A 15,112-nucleotide genomic window follows, 5' to 3' on the forward strand; every position below is an offset into this window, starting at 1 on the left:
CAAAACAGGACATCGAAGGCTTGAAGGTGATCGCCGTGGAGCGTATCGATGACGCTTTGAGCAAAATCCGCGACGCCGAGTAATTAGCAAGTTCACTGTCAGTATCGAATAATCCTGTATTTCCTTATACATTCTGGTAAAGGGCAGCAACATGAAAACCAAAGCAGCTATTGCATGGAAAGCCGGTCAGCCGTTGACTATCGAAGAAGTCGAACTGGGCGGCCCGCGCGCCGGCGAGGTGCTGGTCGAGATCAAGGCCACCGGCATCTGCCATACTGATTACTACACTTTGTCCGGCGCTGATCCGGAAGGCATTTTCCCATCGATCCTGGGCCACGAAGGCGCCGGCGTGGTGGTCGATGTCGGACCGGACGTCAAGAGCCTGAAAAAGAACGATCACGTGATTCCGCTCTATACGCCGGAATGCCGTCAGTGCAAATTCTGCCTGTCGCAGAAAACCAATCTGTGCCAGTCGATCCGTTCGACCCAGGGGCGCGGCTTGATGCCGGACGCCACCAGCCGTTTTTCGATCGACGGCAAGCCGATTTTCCATTACATGGGCACCTCGACTTTTTCCAACTACATCGTGGTGCCGGAAATCGCCTTGGCCAAGATCCGTGAAGATGCGCCGTTCGACAAGGTTTGCTATATCGGCTGCGGCGTCACCACCGGCGTCGGTGCGGTGCTGTTCACTGCCAAGGTGGAAGCGGGTGCGAATGTGGTGGTGTTCGGGCTCGGCGGCATCGGCTTGAACGTGATCCAGGCGGCGCGCATGGTTGGCGCCGACAAGATCATCGGCGTCGATATCAATCCGGCGCGCGAGGCGATGGCGCGTAAGTTCGGCATGACGCATTTCGTCAATCCAAAAGAAGTCGAGAACGTGGTCGACGCGATCGTCGGCCTGACCGATGGCGGCGCCGACTACAGTTTCGAATGCATCGGCAACACTACTACCATGCGCCAGGCGCTGGAGTGCTGCCACAAGGGCTGGGGCCAGTCGATCGTGATCGGTGTCGCCGCCGCCGGTCAGGAAATCAGCACCCGGCCATTCCAGCTGGTGACCGGCCGCGTCTGGAAGGGATCGGCATTCGGCGGCGCCCGCGGCCGTACCGATGTTCCGAAGATCGTCGATTGGTATATGGACGGCAAGCTGAATATCGATGACTTGATTACCCATCGCCTGCCGCTGGAGCGCATCAACGAAGGTTTCGATCTGATGAAGAGCGGCGAGTCGATTCGTTCGGTGGTGATCTACTGATGGAGCTGATCAGCGAACACGCCTGCTTCGGCGGTACCCAAGGCTTTTACCGGCACGCGTCACACGAGATCGGTTTGCCCATGCGGTTTTCCGTGTTCCAGCCGCCGCAAGCCCGGTCTGGTCCGGTGCCGGTGTTGTTTTATCTGGCCGGCCTGACTTGCACCGAAGAGACCTTCATGATCAAGGCCGGCGCGCAGCGCTATGCGGCGCAGCACGGCATCATGCTGGTGACGCCGGACACCAGCCCGCGCGACACCGGGATCGCCGGTGTCGACGCCAGTTGGGATTTCGGCAACGGCGCCGGCTTTTATGTGGACGCGACGCAAGCGCCGTGGGCGGCGCATTTCCGGATGTACTCTTATATATTGCATGAGTTGCGGCAAACCATCGTGCGAGAGTTTCCGGCGCAAGCCGACCGCATCGGCATCTTTGGCCATTCGATGGGCGGGCATGGCGCACTGGTGCTGACCCTGCGTAATCCGGATGTGTTCCGTTCGGTATCGGCATTTGCGCCGATTGCTGCGCCCAGCCTTTGTCCGTGGGGGCAAAAAGCGCTTAGCAACTACCTGGGAGCGGATCGGGCGAGCTGGCAGGACTACGATGCGACGCAGTTGATGCTGCGGCTGCCGAAGCCATTTCCGCAGGAAATACTGATCGATCAGGGATTGGGAGATAAATTCCTGACAGAGCAATTATTGCCGGAGCAGTTCGAGGCCGCTTGCGAGAAGGCAGGGCAGAGCTTGACGCTGCGCCGTCACCCAGCGTATGACCACGGCTATTATTTTATTTCGACTTTGATCGAAGATCATCTGGCTTTCCATCAGCGCATACTGACGGCAGATCAGAAGTCTTGAAGTTGAAAAAGCCCCGCCTGATGATCCGGCGGGGCTTTTAGTATTATTCGGCGATTTTTTCGCTGCCACGTCGTCTGGAGACTGCCCAGCCTCCACCCAGTACGACAGCAAAACCAATTGCGTATGCTACGTAGCTCAGCCCCGGGATGCTATTCCACAAGGGTCGCGCTATCGGCTCCGCGATGATCATGTGCATCGCGGTGTATACCAGAATTGCAGCGCCGATAAAGATCGTGACCGGAAAGCGTTCTATCAGCTTCAGCGCCAGGGTCGAGCCCCAGACCATGATCGGCACCGAAATCAGCAGGCCGATAATCACTAAAGCCATGCTTCCTTTGGCCGCGCCGGCCACGCCCAGAACATTGTCGATACCCATCACGGTATCGGCGATGATGATGGTTTTCAGTGCCGCGGCCATGGTAGTCGCCTTCGCGCCATGCGCTTCGCCGTCATCCGACTGGGTCAGCAGGCGGTAGGCTATCCATAGCAGGGCGATGCCGCCGACCATCAGCAAGCCCGGTACCTTGAGCAGCCAGACGACGCCTATCGTCATCAGTACCCGGGTGACGACCGCGCCCATGGTGCCCCAGATAATTGCCTTGCGGCGCAGACGATCGGGCAGGTTGCGGGCTGCCATCGCAATCACGATGGCGTTGTCGCCGGCCAGCACCAGGTCGATAACGACGATAGCCAGCAGCGCGGCGAAGAATGCACCCGCATTCCAGTCAGTCATGCCCAGCATTGAGAGTAAGCCAGAAAAATCCATAAAGTCTCCAACAGGGTTAATGAATAACCTCTGGCATGGACAACATCAGGAGTGACGAGAGTATACGCGACACATTGCCTGCATGGGATCCATGCTGACAAAGGTCTTGCTCAACAGCGATGCTGCCAAGGTAACCGGGCGCAGGCGTTGTGCCTGTTCCGTGATGACGACTACCTTGCAGAACATCGGGCAATGAATAATTGCCGATCAATGTTCAGGAGCTACTCCCCTTTGAGAGGGTGCCGCAGGCGAAATGCCGTGCGGCTGGGCGCTATTGTACATCAGCAAAGAAAAAATGGGGGCGGGGTTAACCGTGGCGCCAGTAATCAGGCTGGGCATAGGCGCGCCGCAAGAAATCGACAAACACCCGGATCCGTAACGGCAGATGGCGCCGTTGCGCGAACACCGCGTAGATATCGTTGCCCGGCGCGGCGAATTCGTCCAGCACCGTGACCAGTTTGCCGGATTCGATCGCGCTGCCGACTTCCCACATCGAGCGCCACGCCAGCCCTTTGCCGGCCAGCGCCCAGTCATGCAAGACCTGGCCATCGTTGCAGACCATGTTGCCGGCGACCTTGACGGTGACAATCTTGCCGTTTTGGCGGAAACTCCAGCCGCGCTGGCTGCCTTCGCCGCTGATCGCCAGGCAATTATGCTTTTGCAGGTCGTCGACAGTGTGCGGTTTGCCGTGGCGCTTGATGTAGGCCGGCGAAGCTACCACGATACGTTTGTTGTCCGCCAGCTTGGCGCCGATCAGCGATGAATCCGAGAGCGACGCAATGCGGATCGCAACGTCGATTCCTTCGCCGATCAGGTCGACCACGCGGTCGTTCAGGTTGAGGGTGAGCGTGACGTCGCGATGTTCGGTGAGAAAAGACGGCATCAGCGGCGCCACGTGCTGCCGTCCGAATCCGGCCGGCGCCGAAATCAACAAATGGCCGCTGGCGTGCGCGCTGCGCTCCGAGACTGCGGTTTCGGCGTTTTCCAGGTCGGACAAGATGCGCTGGCAATCCTCCAGAAAGGCTTCGCCTTCGTTGGTCAGCGCGATTTTGCGGGTAGTGCGTTGCAAAAGTTTCACACCGAGGCGTTCCTCTAATGCATCCAGCCGCCGTCCGATCATGGCCGGCGCTATCCCTTCGGCGCGCGCCGCCGCAGACAGGCTGCCTTTGGCGGCTACCTCGACAAAAGTGGAAATCTGCTTGAATTGATCCATGTCGCCGATCCGGGTTTGTTAGATGCGAGGGCTGTGCTAAGCTCACTTGTGACTAAAACGCATAGATCAAATGATAAATCGTTTCACCTATGATGATTTGGTTTAAATATACTATATAGCGTAAAAATTAGATAATGCCATTCAGGATTTTGCATATCCGGCATGGTGAAAAACAGAATGTAGCGGCGCACAATAGCTTGTGAGCTGAACCGTTGCAGAAGACATTAATCGATTCATAGAACAAACAGGAGTAAAGCATGACTCAACTGACACTGCCCGCAGGGATGGAAATCAAGGGCGCGATTGAACCTGGATACGCCGAGATTCTGACACCGGATGCGCTGGCGCTGGTCGCCAAGCTCAGCCGTGCATTCGAAACCCGTCGTCAGGAATTGCTGGCAGTACGAGTGGAGCGCGCCAAGCGCCTGGATGCCGGCGAGCGTCCGGATTTCCTGCCTGAAACCGCGCACATCCGCAACGGCGACTGGAAAATCGCGCCGATCCCGGCCGCCCTGGAATGCCGCCGCGTCGAAATTACCGGCCCGGTCGAGCGCAAGATGGTGATCAACGCTTTCAACTCCGGCGCCGACAGCTACATGACCGATTTCGAAGATTCGAATTCGCCGGTCTGGGATAACCAGATCACCGGTCAGATCAATCTGCGCGATGCGATTCGCAAAACGATTTCGCTGGAACAGAATGGCAAATCCTATAAATTGAACGACAAGGTAGCCACCCTGGTGGTCCGTCCACGCGGCTGGCATCTGGACGAAAAGCACGTGCTGGTCGACGGCAAGCGCATCTCCGGCGGCATTTTCGATTTCGCCTTGTTCATGTTTCACAACGCCAAGGAACAACTGGCGCGCGGCGCCGGCCCGTATTTCTATCTGCCGAAGATGGAATCGCACCTGGAAGCGCGGCTGTGGAACGACATCTTCGTGATGACGCAGAACGAACTCGGCCTGCCGCAAGGTACGATCAAGGCCACCGTCCTGATCGAAACCATTCTGGCGGCTTTCGAAATGGATGAGATCCTGTACGAACTGCGCGAGCACAGTTCCGGTCTGAACGCCGGCCGCTGGGATTACATTTTCTCTTGCATCAAGAAGTTCAAGCTGGACAAGGACTTCTGCCTGGCCGACCGCGCCAAGGTAACCATGACGGCGCCGTTCATGCGCTCCTACGCGCTGCTGCTGTTGAAGACCTGCCACAAGCGCAACGCGCCGGCCATCGGCGGCATGGCTGCGCTGATCCCGATCAAGAACGATCCGGAAAAGAATGAAATCGCCATGGGCGGCGTGCGCACCGACAAGGCGCGCGATGCGACCGACGGTTACGACGGCGGCTGGGTAGCCCATCCGGGCCTGGTTGAGCTGGCCATGACCGAATTCAAGAAGGTGCTGGGCGATAAGCCGAACCAGATCAGCAAGCAGCGCGAGGACGTCAATGTCAGCGCCGCCGATCTGCTCGATTTCAAACCGGAAGCGCCGATCACCGAAGCCGGCCTGCGTTACAACATCAACGTCGGCATCCATTACCTGGGCGCTTGGCTGGCCGGCAACGGTTGCGTGCCGATTCACAATCTGATGGAAGACGCCGCCACTGCCGAAATCAGCCGTGCGCAGGTGTGGCAATGGATCCGCTCGACCAAGGGCGTGCTGGAAGACGGCAGGAAAGTGACTGCCGAGATGGTGGTGGCGATGATTCCGGAAGAGCTGGTCAAGGTCAAGGCGCTGGTTGGCGATGGCGCTACCTACGATCGCGCTGCCAAGATCTTTGAAGAAATGTCGACTTCGGCTTCGTTTGCCGAGTTCTTGACATTGCCGCTGTACGAAGAAATCTAAATTGAAGTTTGCGGCTGGTTGAGCCGCATGCCGCGTAAGAAGCCGATCGAGAGGTCGGCTTTTTTTTTGTCTTCAGTTTGAATGTGTCTTCGAACAGAGGTTTTATTGTTGCTTTTTAAATGCAACAATAATATGATGGCGCCATCCCATAGCGATATTTCGCCTTCGGCAGGAAACAAAGTCATGCAATTCACCAAATTCACCGATTTCGGTTTACGCGTCTTGATGTATCTGGCGGCCACGCCGGAACAAGGCGTGATTACCGTTGGCGAGTTGGCGGGTTATTTCGACATCCCGAAGAATCACCTGAACAAGGTGGTCAACCGGATGGTCAAGCTGGGCTGGATCAGCGCAACCCCAGGTCGCAACGGCGGTTTGCGGCTGGCGCAGGCGCCGGCGAGTTTGCATCTGGGCGATATTCTCAGCGCTCTGGAAGGGCACGGCGGCCTGGTCGATTGCGACAAGCCGCCTTGCGTTTTAAAAGGAAGCTGCCATCTGAAGCGCGTGCTGGATGTCGGCCAGCAAGAATTTTATGCCGGCATGAACCGCCACAACCTGGCGGAGCTGGTCACGCCGCCAACCTCCAACGTCATCGCGCGCATGCATTTTCAGCCGACGGCGAGGGCTTGATCCTGTAGAAAACCGTAGCGCTGCAATTGTGTGGCGCGTTTTTTTAACTTAATTGTAGTATTTTAAATGTCACAATAGGAATGTATATATGATTTCCCCCGTGCTTTCCGCCGCTTCCCGTCCCTATATCGCCGCTTCAGTTCCAGTCTTGCGTGAGCATGGCGTCACCATTACCCGTTGCTTCTACCAGCGTTTGTTTGCCGCTCACCCTGAACTCAAGAATATTTTCAACATGCCGAACCAGCAGTCCGGCACACAGCAACAGGCGCTTGCTTCCGCCATCTTCGCTTACGCCGCCAATATCGATAATCCCGAGGCGCTGGCGCCGGTGATCAGCCGTATCGTGCAAAAGCACGTCAGCTTGGGGATCCGGGAAGAACACTATCCTATCGTCGGCAAACATTTGCTAGGGGCGATTGCAGAAATCCTCGGCGCGGCGGCAATCCCGGAACTGCTGGCTGCCTGGGCCGAAGCTTACGGTTTGCTGGCGGCGGCCTTGATCGCGGAAGAGCGCAAGCAGTATCAGGCGCACGGCGTCGAGCCTGGCGAATATCGCTCGGTCACGGTAGTTCGCAAACAAAAGGAAAGCGATAGCGTGACCTCCTTTTATTTGCAAGCGACAGACGGCAGCACGTTGCCGAGTTTCCAACCGGGCCAATATATCAGCGTCGCGGTGAATATCGAACAACTGGCTTTGCGCCAGCTGCGTCAGTACAGCTTGTCCGATGCGCCGGACAATGGCCACTGGCGCATCAGCGTCAAGCGCGAACCAGGCAATGCTGCGACAGATGGCGCCGCAGCCGGCGCCCATCCGGCCGGCCTGGTATCGAACCTGTTGCACGACCAGTATCAGGAAGGCGATGTGCTGTGGGTCAGCCCGCCCTGCGGCGATTTCGTATTGCAGCAAGAGGACCGCCGGCCATTGGTGCTGATCAGCGCCGGCGTCGGCGTCACGCCCATGATGAGCATGCTGCACAGCAGCTTGCAGCAGAGCCCGCAACGGCCGGTGAATTTCCTGTATGCCACGCTGAATGGGCGCCACCATCCGCTCAAGGGCGAGTTGAATAATTTACGCCGCCGGCATGGCCAGGTGCGCTCGCATATCGCCTATGAAAAACCGGCCGACGACGATCACCTGCAAAAGGATTACCAGCAGCAAGGCTATTTGCAACTGGCGCAATTGCCTGACGTCTTGCTGCCGCATGACGGTTCCTACTTCTTGTGCGGGCCGGCGCCATTCATGCAGATCCAGCGCGATGCCTTGCTGGCGCGTGGCGTAGCGGAGCATCAGATTCAACAGGAAGTATTCGGCCCATCCTTGCTGCAGCACCTGCAATAGCACGCTGCAGGCCGATGATGACGCATTATGTTTCAATGTGGTAATGTTTTACTCCTAAAAATTTATTAACGTTAGGGAAGACGATGCGAATTCATTGGCTTTTTGCAGCACTGCTGGTTCCAGGCATGACGATGGCAGCGGAGGGGATGTGGACTTTAGATAATTTGCCGAAGGCGAAGATGCAGGCCGAATACGGATTTACCCCGAGCGAGGCCTGGATCAAGCGCACCATGCTGGGTTCGGTGCGGATTGCCGGCGGTTGCTCGGCATCCTTTGTGTCGAAAGATGGATTGGTGATGACCAATCATCATTGCGCCTCCGAGTGTCTGGACCAGTTGTCGACGGCAAAAAAGAATCTGATCAAGGATGGCTTTTTGGCTAAGGGCCGCGAGCAAGAATTGAGCTGCCCGGAAATCGAATTGAACCGGCTGGAACAAATCACCGATGTGACTAGCGAAGTGAAGAAGGCGACCGCCGGCCTGGATGGCGCGGCATTCAAGAATGCGCAAAATGCGGTCAAAGCCAAACTGACTTCAGCCTGTGTCGGCAACGATAAAGAAACCGTGCGCTGCGACGTGGTCGACCTGTATCACGGCGGCCAGTACCAGGTCTATAAATACCATCGCTTCCAGGATACGCGTCTGGTATGGGCGCCGGAAAAGGCTGCCGCATTCTTCGGCGGCGATCCGGATAACTTCAACTTCCCGCGCTACGATCTCGACATCACTTTGCTACGTGCCTACGAAGGCGGTAAACCGGCCAAGATCGAGAATTATTTCCCGTTCAGTAAAAGCGGCGCGGAAGACGGTGAAATGGTATTCGTCACCGGCCAGCCAGGTTCGACGCAGCGTCAGTTGACGGTGTCGCAGCTGACCACCTTGCGCGATCTGACGCTGGTCAATAATCTGATTCGGCTGGCAGAAATGCGTGGCGTGCTGGAGCAATACAGCAAGACCAGTCCAGAAGCAGCGCGTAATGCCGAGCATGCCTTGTTCGGTGTGGAAAACGGCTACAAGGCGTTCAGAGGCCGTCTCAGCGCTCTGCAAGATCCGGTGCTGATGCAGCAAAAGCAGGACGAGGAAACCGCCTTGCGTCAATTCGTGTCGCAACAGCCCGCGCTGCAAGCCAAGGTCGGCGGCGCCTGGGATGCTATCGCCGCGTCGCAGCAGGCTTACCGTCAGATCGAAGCGCCTTACGGCATGATCGAAAGCGGCCGCGGTTTCAACAGCAAATACGCCAGTTACGCACGGGCCTTGGTGCGCGGTGCGGAAGAGCGCAGCAAGCCGAACGGCGAACGATTGCCGGAATATGCCGACGCCAAGCTGCCTGAGCTGGAGCAAGAGTTGTTTTCCACCGCGCCGGTGTATCCGGATTACGAAAAGGTGATGCTGGGATTGTCGCTCACCAAGCTGCGCGAAATCCTCGGCAGCGACGATCCTTTCGTCAAGCAGGTGCTCGGCAAGCAGTCGCCTGATCAGCTCAGCGCCGCTTTGATCGACAATACCAAGCTGGGCGATCCGGCGGTGCGTAAGGCACTGTGGCAGGGCGGCAAAGAAGCCATCCTGAAATCCGATGATCCGTTCATCAAGATGGAACTGGCGCTCGATCCGGCCGCGCGTGCACTTCGCAAGCGCTATGAAAAAGAAGTGGAATCGGTACAGCAAAAGAATTCCGAGCTGATTGCCCAGGCGCGTTTTGCGCAGCAAGGCACTAGCGTCTATCCGGACGCCACTTTCACCTTGCGCCTGTCATACGGTGAAGTCAAAGGCTGGCAAGACGGCGATAAAAAAATCGCGCCGTTCACCACAATCGGCGGTGCGTTCGAGCGCGATACCGGCGCCGATCCGTTTGCCTTGCCAGCATCTTGGGATGCCGCCAAGGGCAAGCTGAATCTGGCGCAACGCTACAACCTCGCCACCACCAACGACATCATCGGCGGCAACTCAGGCAGCCCAATGATCAATCGCAGCGGTGAAATCGTCGGCCTGATTTTCGACGGCAATATCCATTCGCTGGGCGGTGCGTTCTGGTTCGATCCACGCACCAACCGCTCGATTGCGGTGCATAGCGGCGCTATTCTGGAAACCCTGGGCAAGGTCTATGGCAGTGGCGACCTGGTCAAGGAAATCCAGGCGCATTGAGGCATTGACAGAAGCTGGTAAAACAGCAGCAAGGTTTTGGAATTAGTATTTATAATGAATCCCTCCTGGCGGTGACGCCAGGAGGGATTTTTTCATTGCACATGCTGGCCGGCCTTGGCCGCCGTTCGATTCTCATGCAAGGAGAACGATTTTGGAAATATTGATCCTGGGGCTGCTGCTCTTTCTTGGCCTCCATCTGATTCCCACTGCACCCGCTTTGAAAGCACCGCTGGTCCATGCTTTTGGTGAAAATCGCTACAAGGGCCTGTTCGCCTTGCTAGCAGCGCTAGGATTTATTCTGATCATAGTCGGCTACGCCAGAGCACCCGGTGGAACCAGGTTATTCGCGTCGTCCATCGGCGCCCGCCATGCCGCGCCATTGGCCATGGTCATCAGCTTCATACTATTTGCCGCCGCCAATATGAAAACCCATATCCGAGCCTGGGTAAAACACCCGATGCTGCTGGGGCTGGCAATCTGGGCTCTGGTGCATTTGCTGGCAAATGGACATGGCAAAGCCACGTTGCTGTTTTCTGCTTTTCTGGCTTATGCCGTGATCGATTTGTTTTCCGTGATTCATCGGAAAAGTTACAAGCAATTCACTCCGGCGTGGAAGTTTGATGTGATTGCCGTTATCTCGGGCCTGCTGCTGGCTTTACTCGTGATGACGTTTCATCGCCAACTGATGGGCGTGGCGGTGGTGCCCTGGGGGGTATGAATCAGCGATCCTGCAGCAGCTGATTCAACAATAAGCGGATTTCCGGGATCAATTCGCCGGCAGTCAGTCCAATCGGGCCGATGCCTTGCGCCACCAGTTGATCGGCGGCGCGGCCGTGCAGCCACACTGCCGCCAGCGCCGCCTCCCACTGCGGCCAGCCCTGGGCCAGCAAAGCGCCGCAAATGCCGGACAAGACGTCGCCGCTGCCAGCGGTGGCCAAAGCCGGGTTGCCGGTCGAATTGACGACTGCTGCACCGTCGGCGCGGGCGATGATGCTGCCGGCGCCTTTCAGCACTACCACGGCATTGAAACGGCTGGCCAGGGTGCGCGCGGCAGCGATGCGATCGGCCTGGATCTCGCTGGTGCTGACGCCAAGCAGACGGGCGGCTTCCAGCGGGTGCGGCGTCATCAGCACGGCATGCTGGCGCTGCGCGACTTGGGCTTGCAGTTGCGGCTGGCGCGCCAGCAGATTCAAGGCGTCGGCGTCCAGCACCAGCCAACTGAGCGCAGCCAGTGCGCGCGTCAGCAATGTCAGCGCATCGTCGGCCATGCCGAGGCCGGGGCCGACCACCAGCACCGCTGACGAAAAATCGAGATCGGCGGCGTGGCGGCACATGAGTTCCGGCTGTGCGCTATCGTAGGCCGGCGGCTGCTCAGCGTAGCCGACAAACACCCGGCCCGCGCCGCACTTGGCGGCAGCGCGCGCAGCCAGGATCGGCGCGCCGGCCATGCCTGCCGCACCGCCTATCACAGCGACATCGCCAAAATTGCCCTTGTGCGAATTGAGCCGGCGCGGCCGTAGGTATTCGGCGAACAGTTGGGGTTGGTTCAGCCACATATGCGGCGTGGGAAAATGGTTCTCCGCAATCGCCAGCGTCGCCACTTCGACTTTGCCGGCGTAATCGGGGCCGTCGCAGGTATGCAGGCCTGCTTTGTCGGCGATGAAGGTGATGGTGTGGCTGGCCTGGATTGCGATACCGGCAGTTCCACCCACCACAACGCCGGTATCGGCATCCAGTCCGCTCGGCACATCCAGAGCCAGCACCGGGCACGCCATCGCATTGACGGCCAGCACCAGGCTGCGCCATTCGCCCTCCAGCGCCCGGCCCAGGCCGATGCCGAACAGGCCGTCTATGACCAATGTCCATTGACTGCCGTCAATCTTGGCAAACTGCTCGGGCGGCATCAGGTGCACGCCACGTTGCTGAGCGCGACTCAGCGCCTGGGCCGCATCGGCAGGGAGTTGCCAGGGAGCGGTTTTGAGCAGGGCCACCACTTCGGCGCCAGCCTTAGCCAGGCCGGCGGCGGCCTCCAGAGCGTCGCCGCCGTTGTTGCCGGGGCCGGCCAGCACCAGGATGGCGGCGGCATGGGCCGGGCCGGGGAGCATGCGTAAAGCCGCTTGCGCTGCAGCCTGGCCGGCGCGTTGCATCAGACTGTAGGGCGGCAGTTCGCGCAAGGCGGCTTGCTCGATTTTACGGATTTCGGCGACGGGGTAGATGGCGCTCATTTGGATGGTGTACTCCGTGCTCCGCTAACTGGTGTCAGAGTAATTTTACGACGATAAAACGTGTCGTGAAGAAGCTCCGACCCCGTTTAACTACGTTTGTCAGTGATCCGGGAATGCGAAAGCAAAGTTGCGATGTACTGCTAACGATAGCGCGCCACTGTCAGCCCGTCCAGATCAACCTCAGGTGCACGTCCGGACACCTGATCTGCCAATACCTTGGCGGCGCCCAGCGCCATGCTCCAGCCCGAGCCGCCGTGCCCGATATTCACAAAAACATTGCTGGCGCCGGTGTGGCCGATGAGCGGCACTTCGTCGGCCAGCATCGGCGTGTGGCCGCACCAGAAACTGGCGCTGTTGAAATTGGCCGCATCGGGGAACCAGTCGTGCGCCACTTTCAGCAACGTGCGCATGGCCTTGTCGTCGAGCGACAAGTCTTGCGCGCCGAATTCGGCAATTCCGGCCAGGCGGATACGGGCGCCGATACGCGCCATGGTGACTTGGTAGCTGTCATCCAGCACCGCCATCTGCGGCGCTACTTCATAATTCTTTACGGCGGCGGTGGCGGTATAGGTCTTGATCGCCTGCAGCGGCAAGCGCAGTCCCAGCGGTCTCAACAGCTGGGCGCTGGCGCTGCCGGCGGCGCACACCACGGCATCGGCCAGCAACAGATCGCCGTCTATCTGCAAGCCGACCTGCGCGCCTTGCGGAGCGATGGCGCTAACCGTGCTGTCGAAATGGAACTGCACCCCCAGCCCTTGCAGGATGGCTTTCAATTGTTTGGTGAATAAGGTGCAATTGCCGGAACCCAGATCCGGAAAGTACAAGCCGCCCGCCAGCTTGCCGGCGCCGGCCAGGGTCGGTTCCTGTAGCCGCACGGCAGTTTCGTCGAGCAGCTGATGCGCCACGCCGCATTCGGTCAGCAGTTCCCGGGTGGGGGCTAGCGCCGCCAGCTCGGCTTCGCTGCGAAACAGGCGCAGCAAGCCGGGACTTTGTTCAAAGTCGAGCTGGAAATGCTGTTGTATCTGCTCCAGCAAGTCCTGGCTGTAAGAGGCCAGCCTTTGCATTTGATGGGTGTGGGAGCGAAACCGCTGGAGCTCAGCTTCCGCCATCCAGCGCCGCATCCAGCGCCATAGCGAAGGACTGAAGCGGGCGTTGAGCACATTCGGCGCTTCCTGGTTAAACATGCCCGCCAGGATCTTGCGCCGCAAGCCGGGTGCCGACCAAGGCAGGGCCGCGCCGGCCGACAAGATGCCGGAATTACCCAGTGTCGACTGTTCTGCGACATTGCTGCGTTGTTCGACTACGGCAACCTGATGCCCCGCTTCGGCCAGAAAGTAAGCGCTGCAGACTCCCATCACGCCGCCGCCGATAACCACGATTTGTTTCTGTGTCTGCTGCTGTATCACTGTTGTTCTCAAGGGTTCTGCGCAGCACCACGCGTTGCAGGCGACCAGAATCATACCTTGAATTACTTGCTAATAGGATAGCAAGGCACAATTACGTCGCCGTTGGAAGTTTCCCAGGAGCGCTGGCTGCGGCTACAACGCGGCTATAAGGCAGCTACAACGCAGCTATAACTTAAACGCGCCAGCATCATATGCTTTGCTATAAGCCTGCCAGTCCTTGCGCACCTGCGCCGCGCAATCACGGGCGGCGTCCAGCAACTGCTTTTTCCACTTCTTGCTTTGCCCGAAAGCGATCAGATCATCGGCAATCGCCGATCCCTGGCGACCGGCGCTGCGCAACTGCGCCCAGGCGACGAGATTGCCCATGACGGTCATGACTTGCTGGATTTCGCTCAGCGTGTGGCGCGGCTGCTTGAGTGTTACCCGGTCTTCGCTGGGCTGCAGGCCACGCAGCACGTAAGAAGTCTTGCCGAGCATGACCGGCTGCAAGAAGGCCATGGATACCGCCTGGCAGCGCCGCTGCAGCGCCACCACGCGTTGTGCCTGGTTCTTCCATTTGGGTTGCGCAACCTTTAAATACGGCGCCAATGAAGACGGCAGCGCCTGCTTCAAGTCAAGCAGGTAATTGCCGTCCGGCGAACCCTTGCCTTGCACCAGAATCACGTAACGGTCGACCCCGAGGCTGCCGGTGCCGGCGATGCGGCGCGCCACGTCCAGCACCTTGTAGAAATCGGGATTGGGCTGTTCGCTGGCAAAGCGCTGCATGAATGCGTTGACTTTGGCGCGCTGTTTGTCGGATGCCGGCAGCGCTTTTTTGCCATCCACGCGCAGCATCCGTAGTTTGCCTTTACGTATGGTTCTGGTATCGAGATAGTCGGCGCGCTGGCGTCCGCGCAAGCTATTGAGCAAGTCGCCGACCATGCCTTGTGCGGTATCGCGCTCGACCCAGCGAGGTTTGCCTAGCGCCAGGGCGGCGCCGTAAGCGTCGATCAGGCTGCGGCACAGGAGCCGGCTGTCGGCAACGCCATTGGGTGTGCCGTCGGCAGCAATCAACACGCTAGTCAGCAAACGCACCAGTTCCCAACTGAGGGGAGCCAGCACGGCCTCGTCGAAATCGTTCAGGTCAAAATAAGCCAGGCGGTTATCGCCCTTGTAACTGCCGAAGTTTTCCAGGTGCATATCGCCGCAAATCCAGGCCAGCGGCGCTGATCGCATCAAACCGCTTTGCGGCAGGCGTTCGTAGAACAGATGGCAGGTCCCGCGCAGAAAGGTGAAGGGATCGTTGCGCATGTTGCGGTATTTCATCTGCAGGCGTTGCGGATCGCGGCCTGCGTTGTATTCCTGGATGCGCTTTACTACATTCACCATGACAAGCCTCTTGAGGATGGGATTGGCTGCGTTCGATCTGCCGCCAATCTTACCGCATCGTGTGGACA

The 15,112-nt window shown here is 58.6% G+C and carries 13 protein-coding genes; 7 read left to right on the forward strand and 6 right to left on the reverse strand.

Going from position 1 to position 15,112, the window contains the following annotated elements:
* Positions 1 to 151: 151 nt before the first annotated feature.
* Entirely contained in the window at positions 152 to 1,258 is a 1,107-nt protein-coding gene (locus tag KHU33_RS16935; RefSeq protein ID WP_211465019.1) for an S-(hydroxymethyl)glutathione dehydrogenase/class III alcohol dehydrogenase, read from the forward strand.
* Positions 1,258 to 2,112 carry an S-formylglutathione hydrolase gene (fghA, locus tag KHU33_RS16940; RefSeq protein ID WP_211465021.1) on the forward strand — a complete coding sequence of 285 codons (855 nt, stop codon included), beginning with the start codon at positions 1,258 to 1,260 and terminating at the stop codon, positions 2,110 to 2,112. The genes KHU33_RS16935 and fghA overlap by 1 nt, the downstream gene beginning before the upstream one ends.
* A 43-nt stretch (positions 2,113 to 2,155) precedes the next feature.
* Here fghA and KHU33_RS16945 read toward each other — a convergent pair whose 3' ends face one another.
* Both KHU33_RS16945 and KHU33_RS16950 read right to left on the reverse strand, forming a co-directional pair.
* The gene (locus KHU33_RS16945; RefSeq protein ID WP_211465073.1) at positions 2,156 to 2,854 is read right to left on the reverse strand and encodes a TerC family protein; all 699 of its coding nucleotides are present in this window, start codon (positions 2,852 to 2,854) and stop codon (positions 2,156 to 2,158) included.
* Positions 2,855 to 3,185: 331 nt separating this feature from the next.
* Positions 3,186 to 4,091, reverse strand: a complete 906-nt coding sequence (locus KHU33_RS16950) for a LysR family transcriptional regulator (protein WP_211465023.1) — start codon at positions 4,089 to 4,091, stop codon at positions 3,186 to 3,188.
* 257 nt (positions 4,092 to 4,348) lie between these two features.
* Between KHU33_RS16950 and aceB the strand changes: the two genes are divergently transcribed.
* The gene (gene aceB / locus KHU33_RS16955; RefSeq protein ID WP_211465024.1) at positions 4,349 to 5,935 is read left to right on the forward strand and encodes a malate synthase A; all 1,587 of its coding nucleotides are present in this window, start codon (positions 4,349 to 4,351) and stop codon (positions 5,933 to 5,935) included.
* Here aceB and KHU33_RS16960 read toward each other — a convergent pair.
* Complete coding sequence (locus tag KHU33_RS16960; RefSeq protein WP_211465026.1) at positions 5,932 to 6,120, reverse strand: hypothetical protein; 189 nt, start codon at positions 6,118 to 6,120, stop codon at positions 5,932 to 5,934. The genes aceB and KHU33_RS16960 overlap by 4 nt on opposite strands.
* Between KHU33_RS16960 and KHU33_RS16965 the strand changes: the two genes are divergently transcribed.
* From KHU33_RS16965 to KHU33_RS16980, 4 genes are all read left to right on the forward strand, one after another.
* Complete coding sequence (locus KHU33_RS16965; RefSeq protein WP_211465028.1) at positions 6,119 to 6,565, forward strand: RrF2 family transcriptional regulator; 447 nt, start codon at positions 6,119 to 6,121, stop codon at positions 6,563 to 6,565. The genes KHU33_RS16960 and KHU33_RS16965 overlap by 2 nt on opposite strands.
* A gap of 100 nt (positions 6,566 to 6,665) precedes the next feature.
* Positions 6,666 to 7,904 (forward strand): NO-inducible flavohemoprotein, encoded by a 1,239-nt coding sequence (gene hmpA / locus KHU33_RS16970; protein ID WP_211465075.1) that lies wholly within the window; start codon positions 6,666 to 6,668, stop codon positions 7,902 to 7,904.
* A 146-nt stretch (positions 7,905 to 8,050) separates the two neighbouring features.
* A complete protein-coding gene (locus tag KHU33_RS16975) occupies positions 8,051 to 10,045 on the forward strand; it encodes a S46 family peptidase (protein ID WP_230414338.1) in 1,995 nt (664 codons plus the stop codon).
* Between the two features lie 151 nt (positions 10,046 to 10,196).
* Positions 10,197 to 10,763, forward strand: a complete 567-nt coding sequence (locus KHU33_RS16980) for an NnrU family protein (protein WP_211465032.1) — start codon at positions 10,197 to 10,199, stop codon at positions 10,761 to 10,763.
* A 1-nt stretch (position 10,764) separates the two neighbouring features.
* On the opposite strand, the gene KHU33_RS16985 is transcribed toward KHU33_RS16980, so the two are convergent.
* The 3 genes from KHU33_RS16985 to KHU33_RS16995 form a co-directional block, all read right to left on the reverse strand.
* On the reverse strand, positions 10,765 to 12,270 hold the full coding sequence (locus KHU33_RS16985) for an NAD(P)H-hydrate dehydratase (protein WP_211465034.1): 1,506 nt from the start codon (positions 12,268 to 12,270) through the stop codon (positions 10,765 to 10,767).
* A 140-nt stretch (positions 12,271 to 12,410) separates the two neighbouring features.
* Positions 12,411 to 13,688: a D-amino acid dehydrogenase gene (locus KHU33_RS16990; protein ID WP_211465036.1), complete on the reverse strand. Its 1,278-nt coding sequence runs from the start codon at positions 13,686 to 13,688 to the stop codon at positions 12,411 to 12,413.
* 153 nt (positions 13,689 to 13,841) lie between these two features.
* On the reverse strand, positions 13,842 to 15,044 hold the full coding sequence (locus KHU33_RS16995; protein WP_211465038.1) for a DUF2252 domain-containing protein: 1,203 nt from the start codon (positions 15,042 to 15,044) through the stop codon (positions 13,842 to 13,844).
* Positions 15,045 to 15,112 lie beyond the last annotated feature (68 nt).

Origin of the sequence: Collimonas silvisoli (assembly GCF_018305005.1) — a bacterium.
Taxonomy (GTDB): domain Bacteria; phylum Pseudomonadota; class Gammaproteobacteria; order Burkholderiales; family Burkholderiaceae_D; genus Collimonas; species Collimonas silvisoli.

What these genes read in the sequence shown, in the direction of transcription:
- KHU33_RS16935 (WP_211465019.1), top strand. Translation starts at nt 152, where the DNA reads ATGAAAACCAAAGCAGCTATTGCATGGAAAGCCGGTCAGCCGTTGACT.
- fghA (WP_211465021.1), top strand. Translation starts at nt 1,258, where the DNA reads ATGGAGCTGATCAGCGAACACGCCTGCTTCGGCGGTACCCAAGGCTTT.
- KHU33_RS16945 (WP_211465073.1), bottom strand. Translation starts at nt 2,854, where the DNA reads ATGCTGGGCATGACTGACTGGAATGCGGGTGCATTCTTCGCCGCGCTG.
- KHU33_RS16950 (WP_211465023.1), bottom strand. Translation starts at nt 4,091, where the DNA reads ATGGATCAATTCAAGCAGATTTCCACTTTTGTCGAGGTAGCCGCCAAA.
- aceB (WP_211465024.1), top strand. Translation starts at nt 4,349, where the DNA reads ATGACTCAACTGACACTGCCCGCAGGGATGGAAATCAAGGGCGCGATT.
- KHU33_RS16965 (WP_211465028.1), top strand. Translation starts at nt 6,119, where the DNA reads ATGCAATTCACCAAATTCACCGATTTCGGTTTACGCGTCTTGATGTAT.
- KHU33_RS16960 (WP_211465026.1), bottom strand. Translation starts at nt 6,120, where the DNA reads ATGACTTTGTTTCCTGCCGAAGGCGAAATATCGCTATGGGATGGCGCC.
- KHU33_RS16975 (WP_230414338.1), top strand. Translation starts at nt 8,051, where the DNA reads ATGTGGACTTTAGATAATTTGCCGAAGGCGAAGATGCAGGCCGAATAC.
- KHU33_RS16985 (WP_211465034.1), bottom strand. Translation starts at nt 12,270, where the DNA reads ATGAGCGCCATCTACCCCGTCGCCGAAATCCGTAAAATCGAGCAAGCC.
- KHU33_RS16995 (WP_211465038.1), bottom strand. Translation starts at nt 15,044, where the DNA reads ATGGTGAATGTAGTAAAGCGCATCCAGGAATACAACGCAGGCCGCGAT.